Annotated in this window: 10 protein-coding genes; 8 read left to right on the plus strand and 2 right to left on the minus strand. The window is 59.3% G+C overall.

Features of this window, described 5'->3' with window-relative positions; translation table 11 throughout:
* The first annotated feature begins 22 nt into the window (after positions 1–22).
* Positions 23–3,151, plus strand: coding sequence for a glycosyl hydrolase (locus KIS77_19445; protein ID MCW5924503.1), 3,129 nt, complete (start codon positions 23–25; stop codon positions 3,149–3,151).
* Between the two features lie 28 nt (positions 3,152–3,179).
* Here KIS77_19445 and KIS77_19450 read toward each other — a convergent pair whose 3' ends face one another.
* On the minus strand, positions 3,180–3,578 hold the full coding sequence (locus KIS77_19450; protein MCW5924504.1) for a hypothetical protein: 399 nt from the start codon (positions 3,576–3,578) through the stop codon (positions 3,180–3,182).
* 403 nt (positions 3,579–3,981) lie between these two features.
* Positions 3,982–4,434 (minus strand): TerB family tellurite resistance protein, encoded by a 453-nt coding sequence (locus KIS77_19455; protein MCW5924505.1) that lies wholly within the window; start codon positions 4,432–4,434, stop codon positions 3,982–3,984.
* A 340-nt stretch (positions 4,435–4,774) separates the two neighbouring features.
* Here KIS77_19455 and KIS77_19460 point away from each other — a divergent pair, with 340 nt between their 5' ends.
* From KIS77_19460 to mgtE, 7 genes are all read left to right on the plus strand, one after another.
* Positions 4,775–7,363: a cation-translocating P-type ATPase gene (locus tag KIS77_19460; protein ID MCW5924506.1), complete on the plus strand. Its 2,589-nt coding sequence runs from the start codon at positions 4,775–4,777 to the stop codon at positions 7,361–7,363.
* 474 nt (positions 7,364–7,837) lie between these two features.
* Entirely contained in the window at positions 7,838–8,533 is a 696-nt protein-coding gene (locus KIS77_19465) for a response regulator transcription factor (protein ID MCW5924507.1), read from the plus strand.
* A complete protein-coding gene (locus KIS77_19470; protein ID MCW5924508.1) occupies positions 8,530–9,897 on the plus strand; it encodes a HAMP domain-containing histidine kinase in 1,368 nt (455 codons plus the stop codon). The genes KIS77_19465 and KIS77_19470 overlap by 4 nt, the downstream gene beginning before the upstream one ends.
* A gap of 97 nt (positions 9,898–9,994) precedes the next feature.
* Complete coding sequence (locus KIS77_19475; protein MCW5924509.1) at positions 9,995–11,263, plus strand: TolC family protein; 1,269 nt, start codon at positions 9,995–9,997, stop codon at positions 11,261–11,263.
* A complete protein-coding gene (locus KIS77_19480; GenBank protein MCW5924510.1) occupies positions 11,260–12,330 on the plus strand; it encodes an efflux RND transporter periplasmic adaptor subunit in 1,071 nt (356 codons plus the stop codon). The genes KIS77_19475 and KIS77_19480 overlap by 4 nt, the downstream gene beginning before the upstream one ends.
* A 16-nt stretch (positions 12,331–12,346) precedes the next feature.
* A complete protein-coding gene (locus KIS77_19485) occupies positions 12,347–13,072 on the plus strand; it encodes an MgtC/SapB family protein (GenBank protein ID MCW5924511.1) in 726 nt (241 codons plus the stop codon).
* On the plus strand, positions 13,062–14,477 hold the full coding sequence (gene mgtE, locus KIS77_19490; GenBank protein MCW5924512.1) for a magnesium transporter: 1,416 nt from the start codon (positions 13,062–13,064) through the stop codon (positions 14,475–14,477). The genes KIS77_19485 and mgtE overlap by 11 nt, the downstream gene beginning before the upstream one ends.
* Positions 14,478–14,481 lie beyond the last annotated feature (4 nt).

Consider the following 14,481-nt stretch of genomic DNA (forward strand, 5'->3'; position numbering starts at 1 on the left):
TGCCAACAAATCATTCCCACTCATGCGCTACCTCCTGCTCGCTCTTACGCTCTTACTCTCCTCCACCGTCTTTTCCCAAAAAAACAAACCCGCGCCCGCGCCTACGCCGAAAGCGGCCATACCCGAAACCCTCTACAACGCCCTCGAATGGCGCTGCATCGGCCCGTTCCGGGGCGGGCGCTCGGCGGCGGCCACCGGCGTGCCCGGCAAGCCCAACCTGTTCTACTTCGGCGGCACCGGCGGCGGCGTGTGGCGCACCACCGACGGGGGCCGCACCTGGGAGTGCATCTCCGACGGCTTTTTCGGCGGCTCCATTGGTGCCATCGAGGTGGCCCCCTCCGACCATAACGTGCTGTACGCCGGCGGCGGCGAAAAAACCGTGCGCGGCAACGTCAGTTCCGGCTCCGGCGTGTGGAAAAGCACCGACGCGGGCCAAACCTGGGCCTTCATGGGCCTGCCCAACAGCCGCCACATCCCCCGCATCCGCGTACACCCCACCAACCCCGACCGCGTGTACGCCGCCGTGCTCGGCGACCTGTTCAAACCCTCGCCCGAACGCGGGGTCTATCGCTCCGACGACGGCGGACGCACCTGGCAGCGCATCCTCTTCGCCAACGACGACGCGGGCGCCATTGACCTCTGCCTCGACCCCACCAACCCCCGCATCCTCTACGCCAGCACTTGGCGCATCCGCCGCACCCCGTACAGCCTCAGCAGCGGCGGCGCCGGCTCCGGCCTCTGGAAAAGCACCGACGGCGGCGACACCTGGACGGACATCTCCCGCAACGAAGGCCTGCCGCAAAAAGACACCCTCGGCATCATCGGCGTCACCGTGTCGCCCGCCAACCCGCAGCGCGTGTGGGCCATCGTCGAGGCCGAAAACGGCGGCGTGTTCCGCTCCGACGACGGCGGGAAAAAATGGGCCAAACTCAACGACGACCGCAACCTCCGCCAACGCGCCTGGTACTACACCCGCATCTACGCCGACACCAAGGATGCCGACAAGGTCTATGTCGTGAACGTGGCCTACCACACCTCCAAAGACGGCGGCAAAACCTTCACCGGCAAATCAGCCCCGCACGGCGACCACCACGACCTCTGGATCGCCCCCGAAGACCCCCGCCGCATGATCATCGCCGACGACGGCGGCGCCCAGATCACCTACGACGGTGGCGAAACCTGGAGCACCTACCACAACCAGCCCACCGCGCAGTTTTACCGCGTCACCACCGACAACGACTTCCCCTACCGCATCTACGTCGCCCAACAGGACAACAGTACCCTCCGCATCCGCCACCGCACCGAGGGCAGCAGCATCGGCGAACGCGACTGGGAACCCACCGCCGGCGGCGAATCGGGCCACATCGCCGTGGACCCCACCGACAGTGAAATCGTCTATGGCGGCTCCTACCACGGCTACCTCACCCGCGTGGACCACCGCAACAAAACCGAGCGCAACATCAACGTGTGGCCCGAAGACAACATGGGCCACGGGGCCGAAGATGCCCGCTACCGATTCCAGTGGAACTTCCCCATCTTCTTCTCGCCCAACAACCCCCGCAAACTCTACGCCGCCTCCAACCACCTGCACGTCACCACCGACGAGGGCCAGTCCTGGACAACCATCAGCCCCGACCTCACCACCAACGACCGCGAGCGCCAAAAATCGTCCGGCGGCCCCATCACGCAGGACAACACCAGCGTGGAATACTACTGCACCATCTTCGCCGCCTGCGAGTCGCCCTACGAACCCGGCCTGCTCTGGACCGGCAGCGACGACGGCCTCGTGCACGTCAGCCGCGACGACGGCGCCACCTGGGCCAACGTCACGCCCGCCGACCTGCCCAAGTGGTGCATGGTCAACAGTGTCGAACCCGACCCCTTCCGCAAGGGCGGGCTGTACCTCGCCGCCACCTCGTACAAGTCCGGCGACTACCGCCCCTACCTGTTCCACACCGCCGACTACGGGAAAACGTGGCGCCGCATCACCGACGGCATCGCGCCGGAGCACTTCACCCGCGTGCTGCGCGCCGACCCCAAGCGCCGCGGCCTGCTGTACTGCGGCACCGAGCAGGGCATGTACGTCAGTTTCGACGACGGCACCCGCTGGCAGCCCTTCCAACTCAACCTGCCCATCACACCCATCACCGACCTGACTCTCAAAAACGACCACCTCATCGCCGCCACGCAGGGCCGCAGCATCTGGATGCTCGACGACCTCACGGTGCTGCACCAGGTGTCGGACGCCATCGCCGGCAAGGATTTCCACCTGTACCAGCCCATGCCGGCCTACCGCATGGAGGGCCGGCAGGTGCGCAACTTGAAAACCGCCGGCACCAACCACCCCGGCGGCGTGCTGGTGCATTTTTATTTGAAAAACAAACCCGGCGAACAAGACACCGTGACGCTGGAAATCCTCGACGCGAGCGGCGCGACCGTGCGGAAATTTTCCAACCAAAGCAAGGAGGACAAACTGGCCGACCTAAAGGCCGGCGGCAACCGCTTCGTGTGGGACCTGCGTTACCCTGATGCCAAAAAATTCGACGGCCTCATCCTCTGGTCCACCCGCCTGAGCGGTCCGCGAGCCGTGCCGGGCGACTACCGCGTGCGGCTCACCGTACAGGGCCAAAGCGCCGAAGAACCCTTCGCGCTCCTGCCCGACCCGCGCGCGAAGGCCCGACCGGAGGACTTCGCCGCGCAGTTTGCCTTCGTGAAATCCTGCTCCGACAAACTCTCGGAGATGCACACCGCCATCGGCCACATCCGCGACCTGCGCGCCCAGCTGAAGGGCCTCGCCGGCCGCCTGCCCGACGAGGAGCGCCTGAAGCCCCTGCGCGAGCAGATCAAAACCCTCGAAAAAGACATGACCGCCATCGAGGAGGCACTGTATCAGACGAAGAACAAATCGAGCCAAGACCCGCTGAACTTCCCCGTGCGGCTCAACGACAAACTCGGCAACGTCATGGAAAGCGCCGCCGGGGGCGACTTCCCGCCCACCACACAGGCCGTGGAGGTACGCGACATGCTCTTCGGCCTCATCAACGCCGAACTGGACAAGTGGAAAACCCTCCGCGAGCAGGACTTGCCCGCGCTGAACCGGTTGGTGCGGGAGCTGGGGGTGGATGTGGTGCGGGTGACAGACGACAGATGACAGGCTAGGAAAATGCCCTTCCCAGCCCTCACGCTTTTACCACCAGCCACCCGCCATCCAACTCAAACCTGCCCTTGCCCCCGGTGTTCTGCCGAATGGCCTCGCTGCCGATGTGGTGTAGTATTTCCTGTCGCTTGGACAATGGAATCTTGGTCTGGGCCTCCCATTCCTCTGCTTTGGGCACATAAATGATGGCCAAGGCATCCCCACCGCCGTACTCCCAATACAGACTGAAACTGCCCTCCTCGCCAGCGTAGTCAACCTGCCCGTTGGGGCCTTGCTGGGTAAAAGAGACCCTACCCTTGTTGGGTGGTGGCTGCGGTATTGGGCCAGCAGCACGAGACTGCGTGGCACGGGCCGAGGCACCCTTTTTCCCGAAAACCATTCGGACCATGTTGAAGACAATACCTAAGTAGCCGGATGTCATGGGCTGTGTGTTTTGAGTATTCGTATCAAAGGAGTTTTAGTCGCCAAAAGTAGGCTTTTCACTATGAATGAGACTTGCCCCCACATGGGCAAACGCCTCAATATCGCATAGACCTCGAAGCGGTCAAATCTGCAAGGGGCAAGCCCCCCAGGGCAAACGCATCAAAATTCAACCGACCTCGGAGAGGTCAAATGTTGGTAGAAATGGTGTGTTTTTGTGATAATTATCACGACCTCGGAGAGGTCAAATGTCTATCGCAGCAAACAGGTCACCAACATTTTACCTCTCTGAGGTTTGTGCCATATTGATGCGTTTCCCCTGGGCAAGCCCCACCCCCCATCATAAGCAGAACAGGGGTTGAACAAGGAGGAATTCGGTGCCCAGCATCGCAAACGTCCCTCCGCTACAACTGGTTTTTGGCCACCAAAACCTCCAGCGCCTTATAGGCGAGTTCGTCCTCTACCTTGAATTTGCCTTTGAGGTATTGGAAAATTTGATGCTCTTGCGGGGTCACCACCCCGTCGGCGAGAATGACATCAAGACAGTGATAAAACAGCGGCAAGCGAGTTTGCTCCCGAATAGCGCCTATGGCCGCGTCAATGAGGGCCGCCGGGCTGCCGACCTGCTCGTAGCGTTGTTCGGCTTGTGCGATGAGCGCCGCCGCATCGTGTCCCTTGAAAATGTTTCGGCTTTTGATAGTGGTGTGAAAAGTGGCGTTCTCCGTCATGCCATACAGTTCGTTGGAGCGCAGGCAAGCCACCAACACCGCCGCGCAAGCCTCCGCCTCGTTGAGGATGTGCAAAGCGGGCGCGTCGGCGGGTGGTTGGGAGCGGAAGAAATCGAGGGTGTTTTTCATAATAGTTCTGACAATGTAGTGCGCAAAGGTCAGCGATTCTCGCTTTGTCGGATTCTGAGGTGTCATCCCGGAAGAATGGAGGGGTGACATCTCAAAAACAGGCCGAGATGTCACCTCTTTCGTTCCTCAATAGATGACACCTATTACAAACCGAGAATAGCTGCGCAAAGGTGGAAAGTCCTGCCTACATTTTTCAACGTGAGGTTAGGGTTAGTGCGAACCAAGAATTGAAAAGAAAGCCATTCCCACTAACAACACGCGGCGGAGTGGGCGACAAAACCCAACAAGCACAGATTCGCTTGGCATCCGGCATTCAAAAACCTACCTTCGCTGCCCAGATATGAACTGGCATACCCTCCCGCTCAAAAAAGTCCACGAACTACTCGGCTCCTCGCCATCGGGCCTGACCTCCGTCCACGCCAAGGAACACCTCGCCCAATATGGCCCGAACGAATTGGAAAAAGGGAAGAAAAGACCGTGGTGGAAATTGCTTTTGCACCAGTTCGCTGATTTCATGATTCTCGTGCTGATGGTGGCCGCTGTCGTGGCAGGGCTATTTGGCGATGCCACCGATGCCATCGTCATCCTCGTCATTATTTTTGTAAATGCCATCATTGGTTTCGTGCAGGAATACCGCGCCGAAAAGGCGATGGACGCGCTTCGGAATTTAGCCGCGCATACCGCCGTCGTGGTGCGCGACAACCAGCCTTCACACATTCCTGCTGCCGAATTGGTGCCCGGCGATGTGGTGGTGTTGGAAGCGGGCAACGTGGTGCCAGCCGATGTGCGCCTCTTTGAAGTCCACAACCTGCGCGTGGAAGAAGCCTCGCTCACGGGCGAATCGGAAGCCGTCGAAAAACACCGCGACGTGCTTTCCGGCGACGACCTACCGCTCGGCGACCGCAAAAACATGGGCTACAAAGGCACCTTCGTCACCTACGGACGCGCCAAAGGCATGGTGGTGGCTACCGGCATGAACACCGAGTTGGGCAAAATTGCGCGGATGTTGCAAGAAAAAGACACCGAAACCCCGCTGCAAAAACGCCTCACGGTTTTTGGGAAAAAACTCTCCTACATCATCCTGCTGATTTGCGCCAGCTATTTCACCCTCGGCTACCTGCGCGGCGAGCCGCCCCTGCTCATGTTGCTCACCGCCATCTCGCTGGCAGTGGCGGCCATTCCCGAAGCCCTGCCAGCCGTCATCACCATCGCGCTGGCTTTGGGCGCTCGGCGCATGGTGCGCCAAAACGCGCTCGTGCGGCGATTGCCCGCCGTCGAAACACTCGGCTCGGTCACCTACATCTGTTCAGACAAAACCGGCACGCTCACCCTCAATCGCATGGCCGTGCAGGAGATTTTTTCGGGCGATGCCCTCATCCCCCTGAGCCAGCTCCACCGCCACCAAGAAGACGAACAGACGCAGTGGCTCCTGCGCGCCATGGCCCTGTGCAACGATGTGGCCGAATCCGACAACGGCCAGCCCCTCGGCGACCCCACCGAAATCGCCTTTTCCGTCGCCGCGAAAGACCACCTGTTTGTAAAAAAAAACTTGGAGAAAGATTACCCCCGCATCGCCGAACTGCCCTTCGACTCGGATAGGAAGTGTATGACTACCATCCACCGCGACGGGGCGGGGTTTGTCGCTTTCACCAAAGGCGCGCTCGACGTGTTGCTCGAAAAAACAACCCAACCCAGCGAAGCGAAAAAATGGGCCCAACAAGGCGACGAAATGGCCGGGAAAGGGTTGCGGGTACTCGGCTTTGCCATGCGGCGATTCGAGCAACTACCCGACGAAATCACCCACGAAACGATAGAGCGCGGGCTGATACTCATCGGCACGATTGGCCTCATTGACCCGCCACGCGAGGAAGTGAAGCAGGCGGTGCACGAGTGCAAAACGGCTGGCATCAGGCCCGTGATGATTACGGGCGACTACCTCCTCACAGCCAAAAATATCGCCCAGCGATTGGGTATCGTCGAGTCCGAAAATGATTTGGTGGTGACTGGCAGCCAACTCGCCGCCATGTCGGAAAAAGAATTTGAAGAAAAAGTGGAGCACATCCGCGTGTACGCTCGCGTGTCGCCGGAGCAAAAACTAAACATCGTGAAAGCCCTGCAAGCCAAAGGACACTTTGTGGCAATGACGGGCGATGGGGTGAACGATGCCCCCTCCCTGAAAAGAGCCGACATTGGCGTGGCAATGGGCATCACTGGCACGGATGTATCGAAAGAAGCCTCCGACATGATTCTACTCGACGACAACTTCGCCACCATCGTAAAGGCCATCAAGCAAGGCCGGCGCATTTTCGACAACATCCGCAAATTCATCAAATACATCATGACCGGCAATTCGGGTGAAATCTGGACACTTGTGTTGGCACCGCTTTTCGGGTTGCCCATCCCTCTCCTCCCGATTCATATTTTGTGGGTCAATTTGGTCTCCGATGGACTGCCGAGCATCGCCCTTGCCGCAGAGCCTTCCGAAAAAGACATCATGAAACGCCCCCCCAGACCCGCCAACGAAAGTGTTTTCGCCGGAGGACTTGGCCGACACATCATCTGGGTAGGCTTGCTCATCGGTCTCGTGTGCGTCGCCACACAAACGGTGACAATCCGTCTGGGCGCTCTTCATTGGCAGACGATGGTGTTCACGGTACTGAGTTTTAGCCAAATGGCCCATGTGCTCGCCATCCGCTCCGAAACACGTTCCTTGTTTCGGCAAGGTTTGCTCTCCAACCTCCCGCTGCTTGGCGCCGTGCTGCTCACCTGTGCGTTGCAATTAGCCACCATCTATATCCCGTTCCTCAATCCCATTTTCAAAACCGAGCCACTGGCCCTGTACGAGCTGTTGGCCGTGCTGGGCGCGTCGTCCGTCGTGTTCGTGGCAGTGGAGGTGGAAAAGGTGTTCAAGCGGAGAAGGGTGGCATAACGGCTAAAAAACACCTGCCAAGCGGAAAAACCCAGCGCATCTCCACTCTGATGTCCCAATCCCCTAATCTTGGCCATACAACCCACAGATTGGACGTTTCCTCGAACCAGAGACAAGAAGATTTCTGTTTCGTAACTATACTTCGCGCCGTCAAGTTTTGGGCATGACTAAAAGCGCAATCTGTTCAAAATCAGGGGCATCAATCATGTTCATCTGACAAATCATAGCGAACAAGGTATAACTCAAGCTCGAAGCTCAATCCTTGGGTCATCTATTTCGTAGAGAGACAACTCCGCCAAACATTCCAAGTTTTCAAAACTTGGAATGTTTGGCGGAGCCATAACCTAATAATTTATCGGACAATTGCGGTGAATACAGCACGCGATACCCCAGAAACTGATGGGCTTCATTAACCCCGAACGCACGTTAGTTACTATGTATCCATATTTTTGTGCTGAAAATTGCCAGCAGTCAATGCCCAACCCGATTCGAGTACTCATCATCGAAGACGACCCGCGCGTAGCGGAACTCATCCAACGGGGCTTGTCCGAGCACGGATTCGACGCAGCCCTCGCCTACGACGGCCTTTCGGGCAAAAAACTGGCCCTGCAAAACGACTACGACCTCGTCATCACCGACATCGTGCTCCCCAAAATGGACGGCCTCGACCTGTGCAAGTCCATCCGACAGGCCAAGCCCGACCTGCCCATCATCATGCTCACGGCCCTCGGCACCACCGATGACAAGGTGGAAGGCTTCGATGCCGGCGCCGACGACTACCTCGTGAAGCCCTTTGAAATGCGGGAACTGCTCGTGCGCATCCGCGCCGTGCTCAAGCGCCACGAGAACGCGCAAAAAATACCCGGCTTCGTGCTGCAATACGCCGACCTCGAAATGAACCTCCACACCAAAATCGTGAAGCGTGCCGGACAGGAGATCAGCCTGACACCCAAAGAGTTCAACCTGTTGGCCTTCCTACTGCAAAATCCCGAACGGGTGCTGTCGAGGGCCGAAATCGCCGAGCACGTCTGGGACACCCACTTCGACACCGGCACCAACTTCATAGACGTGTACATCAACTACCTGCGCAAAAAGATAGACCGCCAGTTCGACCACAAGCTCATCCACACCAAGCCCGGCATGGGCTTCATCCTCAAGACCGAGCCATGAAAGTCCGCACGCGCCTGACCATCCTGTTCACCGTCCTCATCACCGGCATCTTCGTGGTGTTTGCCACGCTCATCTACCTGTCGGCCAAAAAGAACCGCGAGACGGAGTTTTTCGCTGTCCTGCAAAAGGAGGCCGTCACCAAGGCCAACCTGTTTTTTGAGGCTAAAGTGGATACCAAAACCCTGCAGGACATCTACCGCAACAACCGCCAGACCCTCAACGAGGTGGAGGTGGCCATCTACGACACCACCTTCCAACTGCTCTACCACGATGCCGTGGAGATAGACGTGGTGAAGGAAACCCCGGAAATGATCCGGGCCATCCGACGGCAAGGCCCCCTGCAATTTTACCAGCAGGGCTGGCAAATCGTCGGCCTGCGATATCCGCATCGGGGCCAAACGTACATCGTCACAGCAGCCGCCTACGACCAGTCAGGTTACCGAAAACTCCACAACCTGCTGACCAATAGCCTCGCCCTGCTCGTGGGTGCCGTGTTGGTGATTTTTTTCATGGGCAACTTCATGTCCAAAAAAGCCTTTGAGCCGGTGCGCTACATGTCGGAAAAAGCGCAGTCCATCACGGCCAACAACCTCGACCTGCGCCTGAACACCAGCGAAAGCAAAGACGAACTGAGCGAACTGGCCAACACCTTCAACCGGATGCTCGACCGGTTGGAAAACGCCTTCGATGCCCAGCAGCACTTCGTGTCCGGCATTTCGCACGAAATGCGGACGCCCTTGGCCGCCATCATCGCCGAACTGGAACTCGCCCTCGACAAGGAGCGCAATCCCGATACCGACCAACGGGCCATCCAAAACGCCCTGAACGACGCCAAAAAACTCGCACGCCTCTCCAACAGCCTGCTCGACCTCGCCAAGGCCGGCTACGACCCGGCCCACATCGCGTTCAAAACCGTGCGCGTGGACGAGGCCCTGCTCGATGCCCGCCAACAGGTGCAGCAAGCCCATGGCGCCTACCGCATCGATATCCACTTCGACCGCGACTTCGACAGCGACCGGGAAATCTCCGTATCCGGCAACGAGTACCTGCTCAAGGTGGCCTTCGCCAACCTGTTCGAAAACGGCTGTAAGTTCTCGGCCAACTGCCAAAGCACCGTTTTTGTGGATTTCGACCACCGAAGCCTTCGCCTGAAGTTTGCCGACACGGGCATCGGCATACCCGAGCAGGATATCCCCAACATCTTCCGGCCTTTTTTCAGGGGCGCGAACAACACCACTGCCGACGGAAGCGGTATCGGCCTGTACCTCGCGCACAAAATCGTGGCCCTGCACGGCGGCAGCATTTCGGTGGCCTCGGTGCCGGGCGTAGGCGCGACGTTTTCGGTCGAGTTGCCGCACTTGTAACCCCCTCTAATGAAATTCTAATAGATTTCTATTGCTCCTCTAACGGCCCCTCCCCGCCCCCGGGCGGAACTTTGCGCTCGCAAAACACAACAGCGGGATGCAACTGAATTTCATCTACATGTTACGGCTGACTGTCCTGCTTGGAACGCTCGGCAGCGGGACAGCCCACGCACAGGCCACCTACTCGCTCCAAAAAGCCCTGCAAACCGCGCGGGCCAACAACCCCGTGCTCGCCGCCGAGCGCTTGAACATCGGTGTGGCAGAAGCAGATGTCGCAACCGCGCGGCTCCACCCCAACCCCATGCTCAACAACCAGACCCTGCAACTGCTCCAGTCCTCCGCCTTCCCCTCCGAAACACGGTGGTACAACGCCGACAACCGCCAAGTGTGGTGGCAGCTGACCAAGGTGTTCCCCGTGGCGGGGCAGCGGCGCAACCAAATCGCCACGGCGCAGCGCAACGTGGTTTTTACCGAAAAACTGTACGCCGAGACCGAGCGCAACCTCTACCTCGACGTGGCCTCCAAATGGCTGGAGGCCTGGGCCGCCCGGAAACAACTGGACGTCATCGAAAGCGCCCAAACCAACTTGGACAGCCTCCTGAACGCCAACCGCTACCGCTACGAAAAAGAGGTCATCTCGCAGACCGACCTCTTCCGCACCGAGCTCTTGGCCAAGCAGTTCGCCCTGCAAGCCCAAACGGCCCGGCAGGACTTGCAGAACCGCCAACAGGAACTGCGCTGGATGCTCGGCACGACCGACAGCGTCCGGGTTGACACCGCCGATGCCTTCGCCTTTGCCCTGCCGACCGACTTGGAAAGCTTGCTCGCGCAGGGCGCCCAGGCCCGCAGCGACGTACAGGCCGGGCGTGCCCTCCTCGACCTGTCGGAAAGCAACCTCCGGCTCCAAAAAAGCCTCGCCGTGCCCCAGCCCGAGGTGGGCTTCATCTGGAACCCGCAAAACACGCTGCCGTACTTCGGCATCTACGCCACCATGGACCTGCCCTTGTTCAACCGCAACCAGGGCGAAATCCAGAAGTCGAATGTGCTGAAAGAGCAGGCTCGGCGCCAATTGGACGCCGTGCAGAGCCTGTCCCAAACGGAAATCGCCGTCGCCTTTGCCGACTACCGGCAGCAGGGGCAAAACGTGCAGGCCTACCAGCCCATTCTGGAACAATCGCAGGTCATCCTCGACAACGTGCGCTACGCCTACCTGCGCGGCGGCACCACCATCGTGGACTACTTGGAGGCGCAGCGCAGCTGGCTCGAAACCCGGCAGCAGTACTACGACACGGTGCAGGCATTCAAACAAAGTCACGTCCGTCTGCTGCACGCGACGGGCTTCATCCAACAATTGGCACAACAATGAGAAACACGGTCATACCACTCTTGGCACTCTTGCTCGCCGCCGCCGCTTGCGGCAAGGAAGAAAAGAAAGCGGGCGAAAAAAGCCTGACCCCGGTGGTCAGCAACGACGGGCGCAGCATCGCGCTTACCGACCCCGCAAGCCTAGCTTTTTTCAAAACAGAGACGGTGGCGAGCGCCGACCTCAGCGCCGACCTGGCAGCCCCGGCACAGGTGGCGGCCACGAGCGTGGGCAACCGCCTCGTGCTGTTCAGCAACCCCGACCTAAGCGCCAACTACACCGAACTGCTCAACGCGGCCGCGGGCATTGCCCAGCAGGAGGCGGTGGTGCGGCAGCGGCAAGCAGCCATCGAACAACTGGAAGCCGTAGTGCGGCAGCGGCAGGTGGAAATCGAGCGCTTTCAGGACCTGCTGGCCCACGGCTCCGGCACCGGCAAAGAACTCGCCGACGCGCGGGTGGACAAACTCGCCGCCGAGACCGAGCGCAACAACGCCGCCGCCGAAAAAGCCGTCGCCGAGGCCGAGCTCCTCGCCCGCCGCAGCCTCGCGCTGGAGCACCGCTCCAAACTCCGCATGGCCGGCTTCGACCCCGATGCCCTGCTGAACGCCCGGCCCGGCATGGCCTGGGTGGTGGCCGACATCCCCGAAAACCTCGTGGCCCAGATCAAAAAGGGCGGCAGCTGTCGGCTCGTGTTCACGGCTTATCCGTCCGACACCCTCACAGGCATCATTGAGGACATCGCCGACGTGGTGGACGTTTCCACGCGCATGGTCAGGCTCCGCATAGCCGTGCCCAACGCCGACAATCGCCTCAAGGCCGGGATGTTTGCCAACCTGTCGCTCGGCGTGCGCGAGGGGCGGTTCATCAGCGTCGCCAAGCGCGCGTTGGTGACCGTGCAGGGCAAGCACTTCGTTTTCGTGAAAACCGCAGCGGGTGCCTTCGAGCGCCGAGAGGTGCAGGCCGGCCGGCAAATCGGCGACCGCATGGTCGTGTTCGGCGGTCTGGAGCACGGCGATGCGGTCGTTGTGGAGGGCGTGATGCAACTCAAGGGACTATCGTTTGGCTATTAAAAACATCAACCGAGCCATGCCATTTTTTGAATTCACCGTTCGGCTGCTCTTGGCGCTTTTGCTGGGCGCTGCCATAGGTTTTGAGCGCCAATGGCGCCAAAAAAGCGCCGGGCTGCGCACCAACACGCTGGTGGCGCTGGGGGCTGCCGCCTTCACGCTCATCTCGTACGAGCTCACCTCGTTGGAGGACGGGGTCTATAAGGGCGATGCCACCCGCATCATCGGCCAAATCATCACCGGCATCGGTTTTCTGGGGGCTGGTGTCATCATGCGCGATGGGCTGAGCGTGCAAGGACTGAACACGGCCGCCACGATATGGTGCTCCGCAGCGGTCGGCGCGTTTGCGGGGGTAGGGCTTTATGGGCAAGCCACCATGGTAGCCGTCGCGGTCATGCTTACGCATTTGGTGCTGCGTCCGCTGGGTTTGCGCATCAGCCGACTGCCTTTCCAAAAAGAGGAAAACGCCGTCTATTTCTATTTTTTCAAAATCCGCTGCAAAGAACAGGTCGAAAACCACCTGCGGGTACTGATGCTCGACGCGCTAAAAAAAGACCCGCACCTACTGCTGCGCTCGCTCAAAAGCAGCGACAACGGCAACCCCGCCTATACCTACATCGAAGCGGAAATCCAGGCCAACGGCAACCACGATGCCGAAATGGAAAATCTGGCTGGCAAACTGACCGTGGAGTACGGTGTGACCCAAGTCAGCTGGGAAATTAGTGGACAACAAAATGATGGATAAAAAACGACCGACCATGGCCATGATAATGGATGTCCAAAAACTATATCGGCTCACCAAAGACCTTCGGCATGTGGACCAGCTCCTTGACTGGGTGCCCACGCTGAAAAAAATGCCCGTCGTGGAGGTGGGCGAAATCCTGCAGCTGCTGAGCGACGTGCACCTGTTCAAAGTGTTGGACTATTTCTCGCCGGAGCAACAGGGGCTGATTTTCGCGGAGTTCCCGATGGCGCAACAGTTGAACCTGTTCAAATCGGTGTCGCAAAAACGCTTCGCCCATATTTTTGAAAACATGCCCTCCGACAACCGGGCCGACTTTTTCCAACATTTGGCGCAGCACGAGCAGGCCGCACTGCTGCCCTATCTGTCCAAAAGCATCCGGGAAAACGTCATTTCGCTGAGCGCCTACCCACCGGAAACGGCGGGCGGCATCATGAGCACCGACTTCGCCACCGTGCAAAGCGATATGACCTGTGCGGAGGCCATTGAAAAAGTGCGGAGCGACGCACCCTCCAAAAAAACCATCTACTACATCTATGTGGTGGACTCCGAACAGAAACTCCTTGGCTTCATCACCTTGAAAGACCTCATCATGGCGGAGCGCCACACCCTGGTCGCGCAGGTGCTGCACACCAATTATGTGTTTGCTTTCGTGGACGAAGACCGGGAGTCGGTGGCGCAAAAAATTGACAAGTACGACCTTGTCGCCATCCCTATTTTGAACAGGGCCGACCAGTTGGTGGGTATCGTGACCCACGACGAGGCACTTGATGTCATCCGGGCGGAGCATTCGGAGGATATGCAAAAGTTCATGGGCATCGTGCAGGCCAATGAGGAGTTCGACTACATGGGCACTTCCACGTTTCGGCATTTCAAAAAGCGGGTGGTCTGGATAGTGTCCTTGGCCGCAGTGGGCATCATATCGGGCCTCATCATCCACCAGTACGAGAACGCCTTGGAAAAGCTGCTCATCCTCGCCCTGTACATGCCCATGGTGGCCGACACGGGCGGCAACTCGGGCAGCCAAGCGGCCACGGTGGTGGTGCGGGCGCTGGCCTTAGGGCAAATCACGGTGGCCAACTGGCTCAGAATCCTGTGGAAAGAGGCGCGAGTCGCCCTGATGCTGGCCGTCTGCCTCGGGCTGCTGGCCTACGCGAAAGTGTTGTTCCTGAGCTGGGAAACGGAAATCCCCTCGGCATATTCGCTCCCCACCATCGCCTTTATGATTTCGCTCGCGCTTTCCCTACAAGTGGTCACCGCCACCGTTATTGGTGCGGGGCTGCCCCTGCTGGTCAGGCGCTTTGGCGGCGACCCAGCGGTGGCGGCCAGCCCAGCCATCACAACGGTGGTGGACATCACCGGGCTGCTTATTTATTTCGGCACGGCAACGCTGTTTTTTAGCCTTTGAAATT

The organism is Saprospiraceae bacterium, from assembly GCA_026129545.1.
In the GTDB taxonomy this organism is placed as follows: domain Bacteria; phylum Bacteroidota; class Bacteroidia; order Chitinophagales; family Saprospiraceae; genus M3007.

Bases quoted from the DNA above. Each gene is read 5' to 3' on its own strand.
- KIS77_19445 (MCW5924503.1), top strand. From the start codon at position 23: ATGCGCTACCTCCTGCTCGCTCTTACGCTCTTACTCTCCTCCACCGTC.
- KIS77_19480 (MCW5924510.1), top strand. From the start codon at position 11,260: ATGAGAAACACGGTCATACCACTCTTGGCACTCTTGCTCGCCGCCGCC.
- KIS77_19485 (MCW5924511.1), top strand. From the start codon at position 12,347: ATGCCATTTTTTGAATTCACCGTTCGGCTGCTCTTGGCGCTTTTGCTG.
- KIS77_19475 (MCW5924509.1), top strand. From the start codon at position 9,995: ATGCAACTGAATTTCATCTACATGTTACGGCTGACTGTCCTGCTTGGA.
- KIS77_19465 (MCW5924507.1), top strand. From the start codon at position 7,838: ATGCCCAACCCGATTCGAGTACTCATCATCGAAGACGACCCGCGCGTA.
- KIS77_19455 (MCW5924505.1), bottom strand. From the start codon at position 4,434: ATGAAAAACACCCTCGATTTCTTCCGCTCCCAACCACCCGCCGACGCG.
- mgtE (MCW5924512.1), top strand. From the start codon at position 13,062: ATGATGGATAAAAAACGACCGACCATGGCCATGATAATGGATGTCCAA.
- KIS77_19460 (MCW5924506.1), top strand. From the start codon at position 4,775: ATGAACTGGCATACCCTCCCGCTCAAAAAAGTCCACGAACTACTCGGC.
- KIS77_19450 (MCW5924504.1), bottom strand. From the start codon at position 3,578: ATGACATCCGGCTACTTAGGTATTGTCTTCAACATGGTCCGAATGGTT.
- KIS77_19470 (MCW5924508.1), top strand. From the start codon at position 8,530: ATGAAAGTCCGCACGCGCCTGACCATCCTGTTCACCGTCCTCATCACC.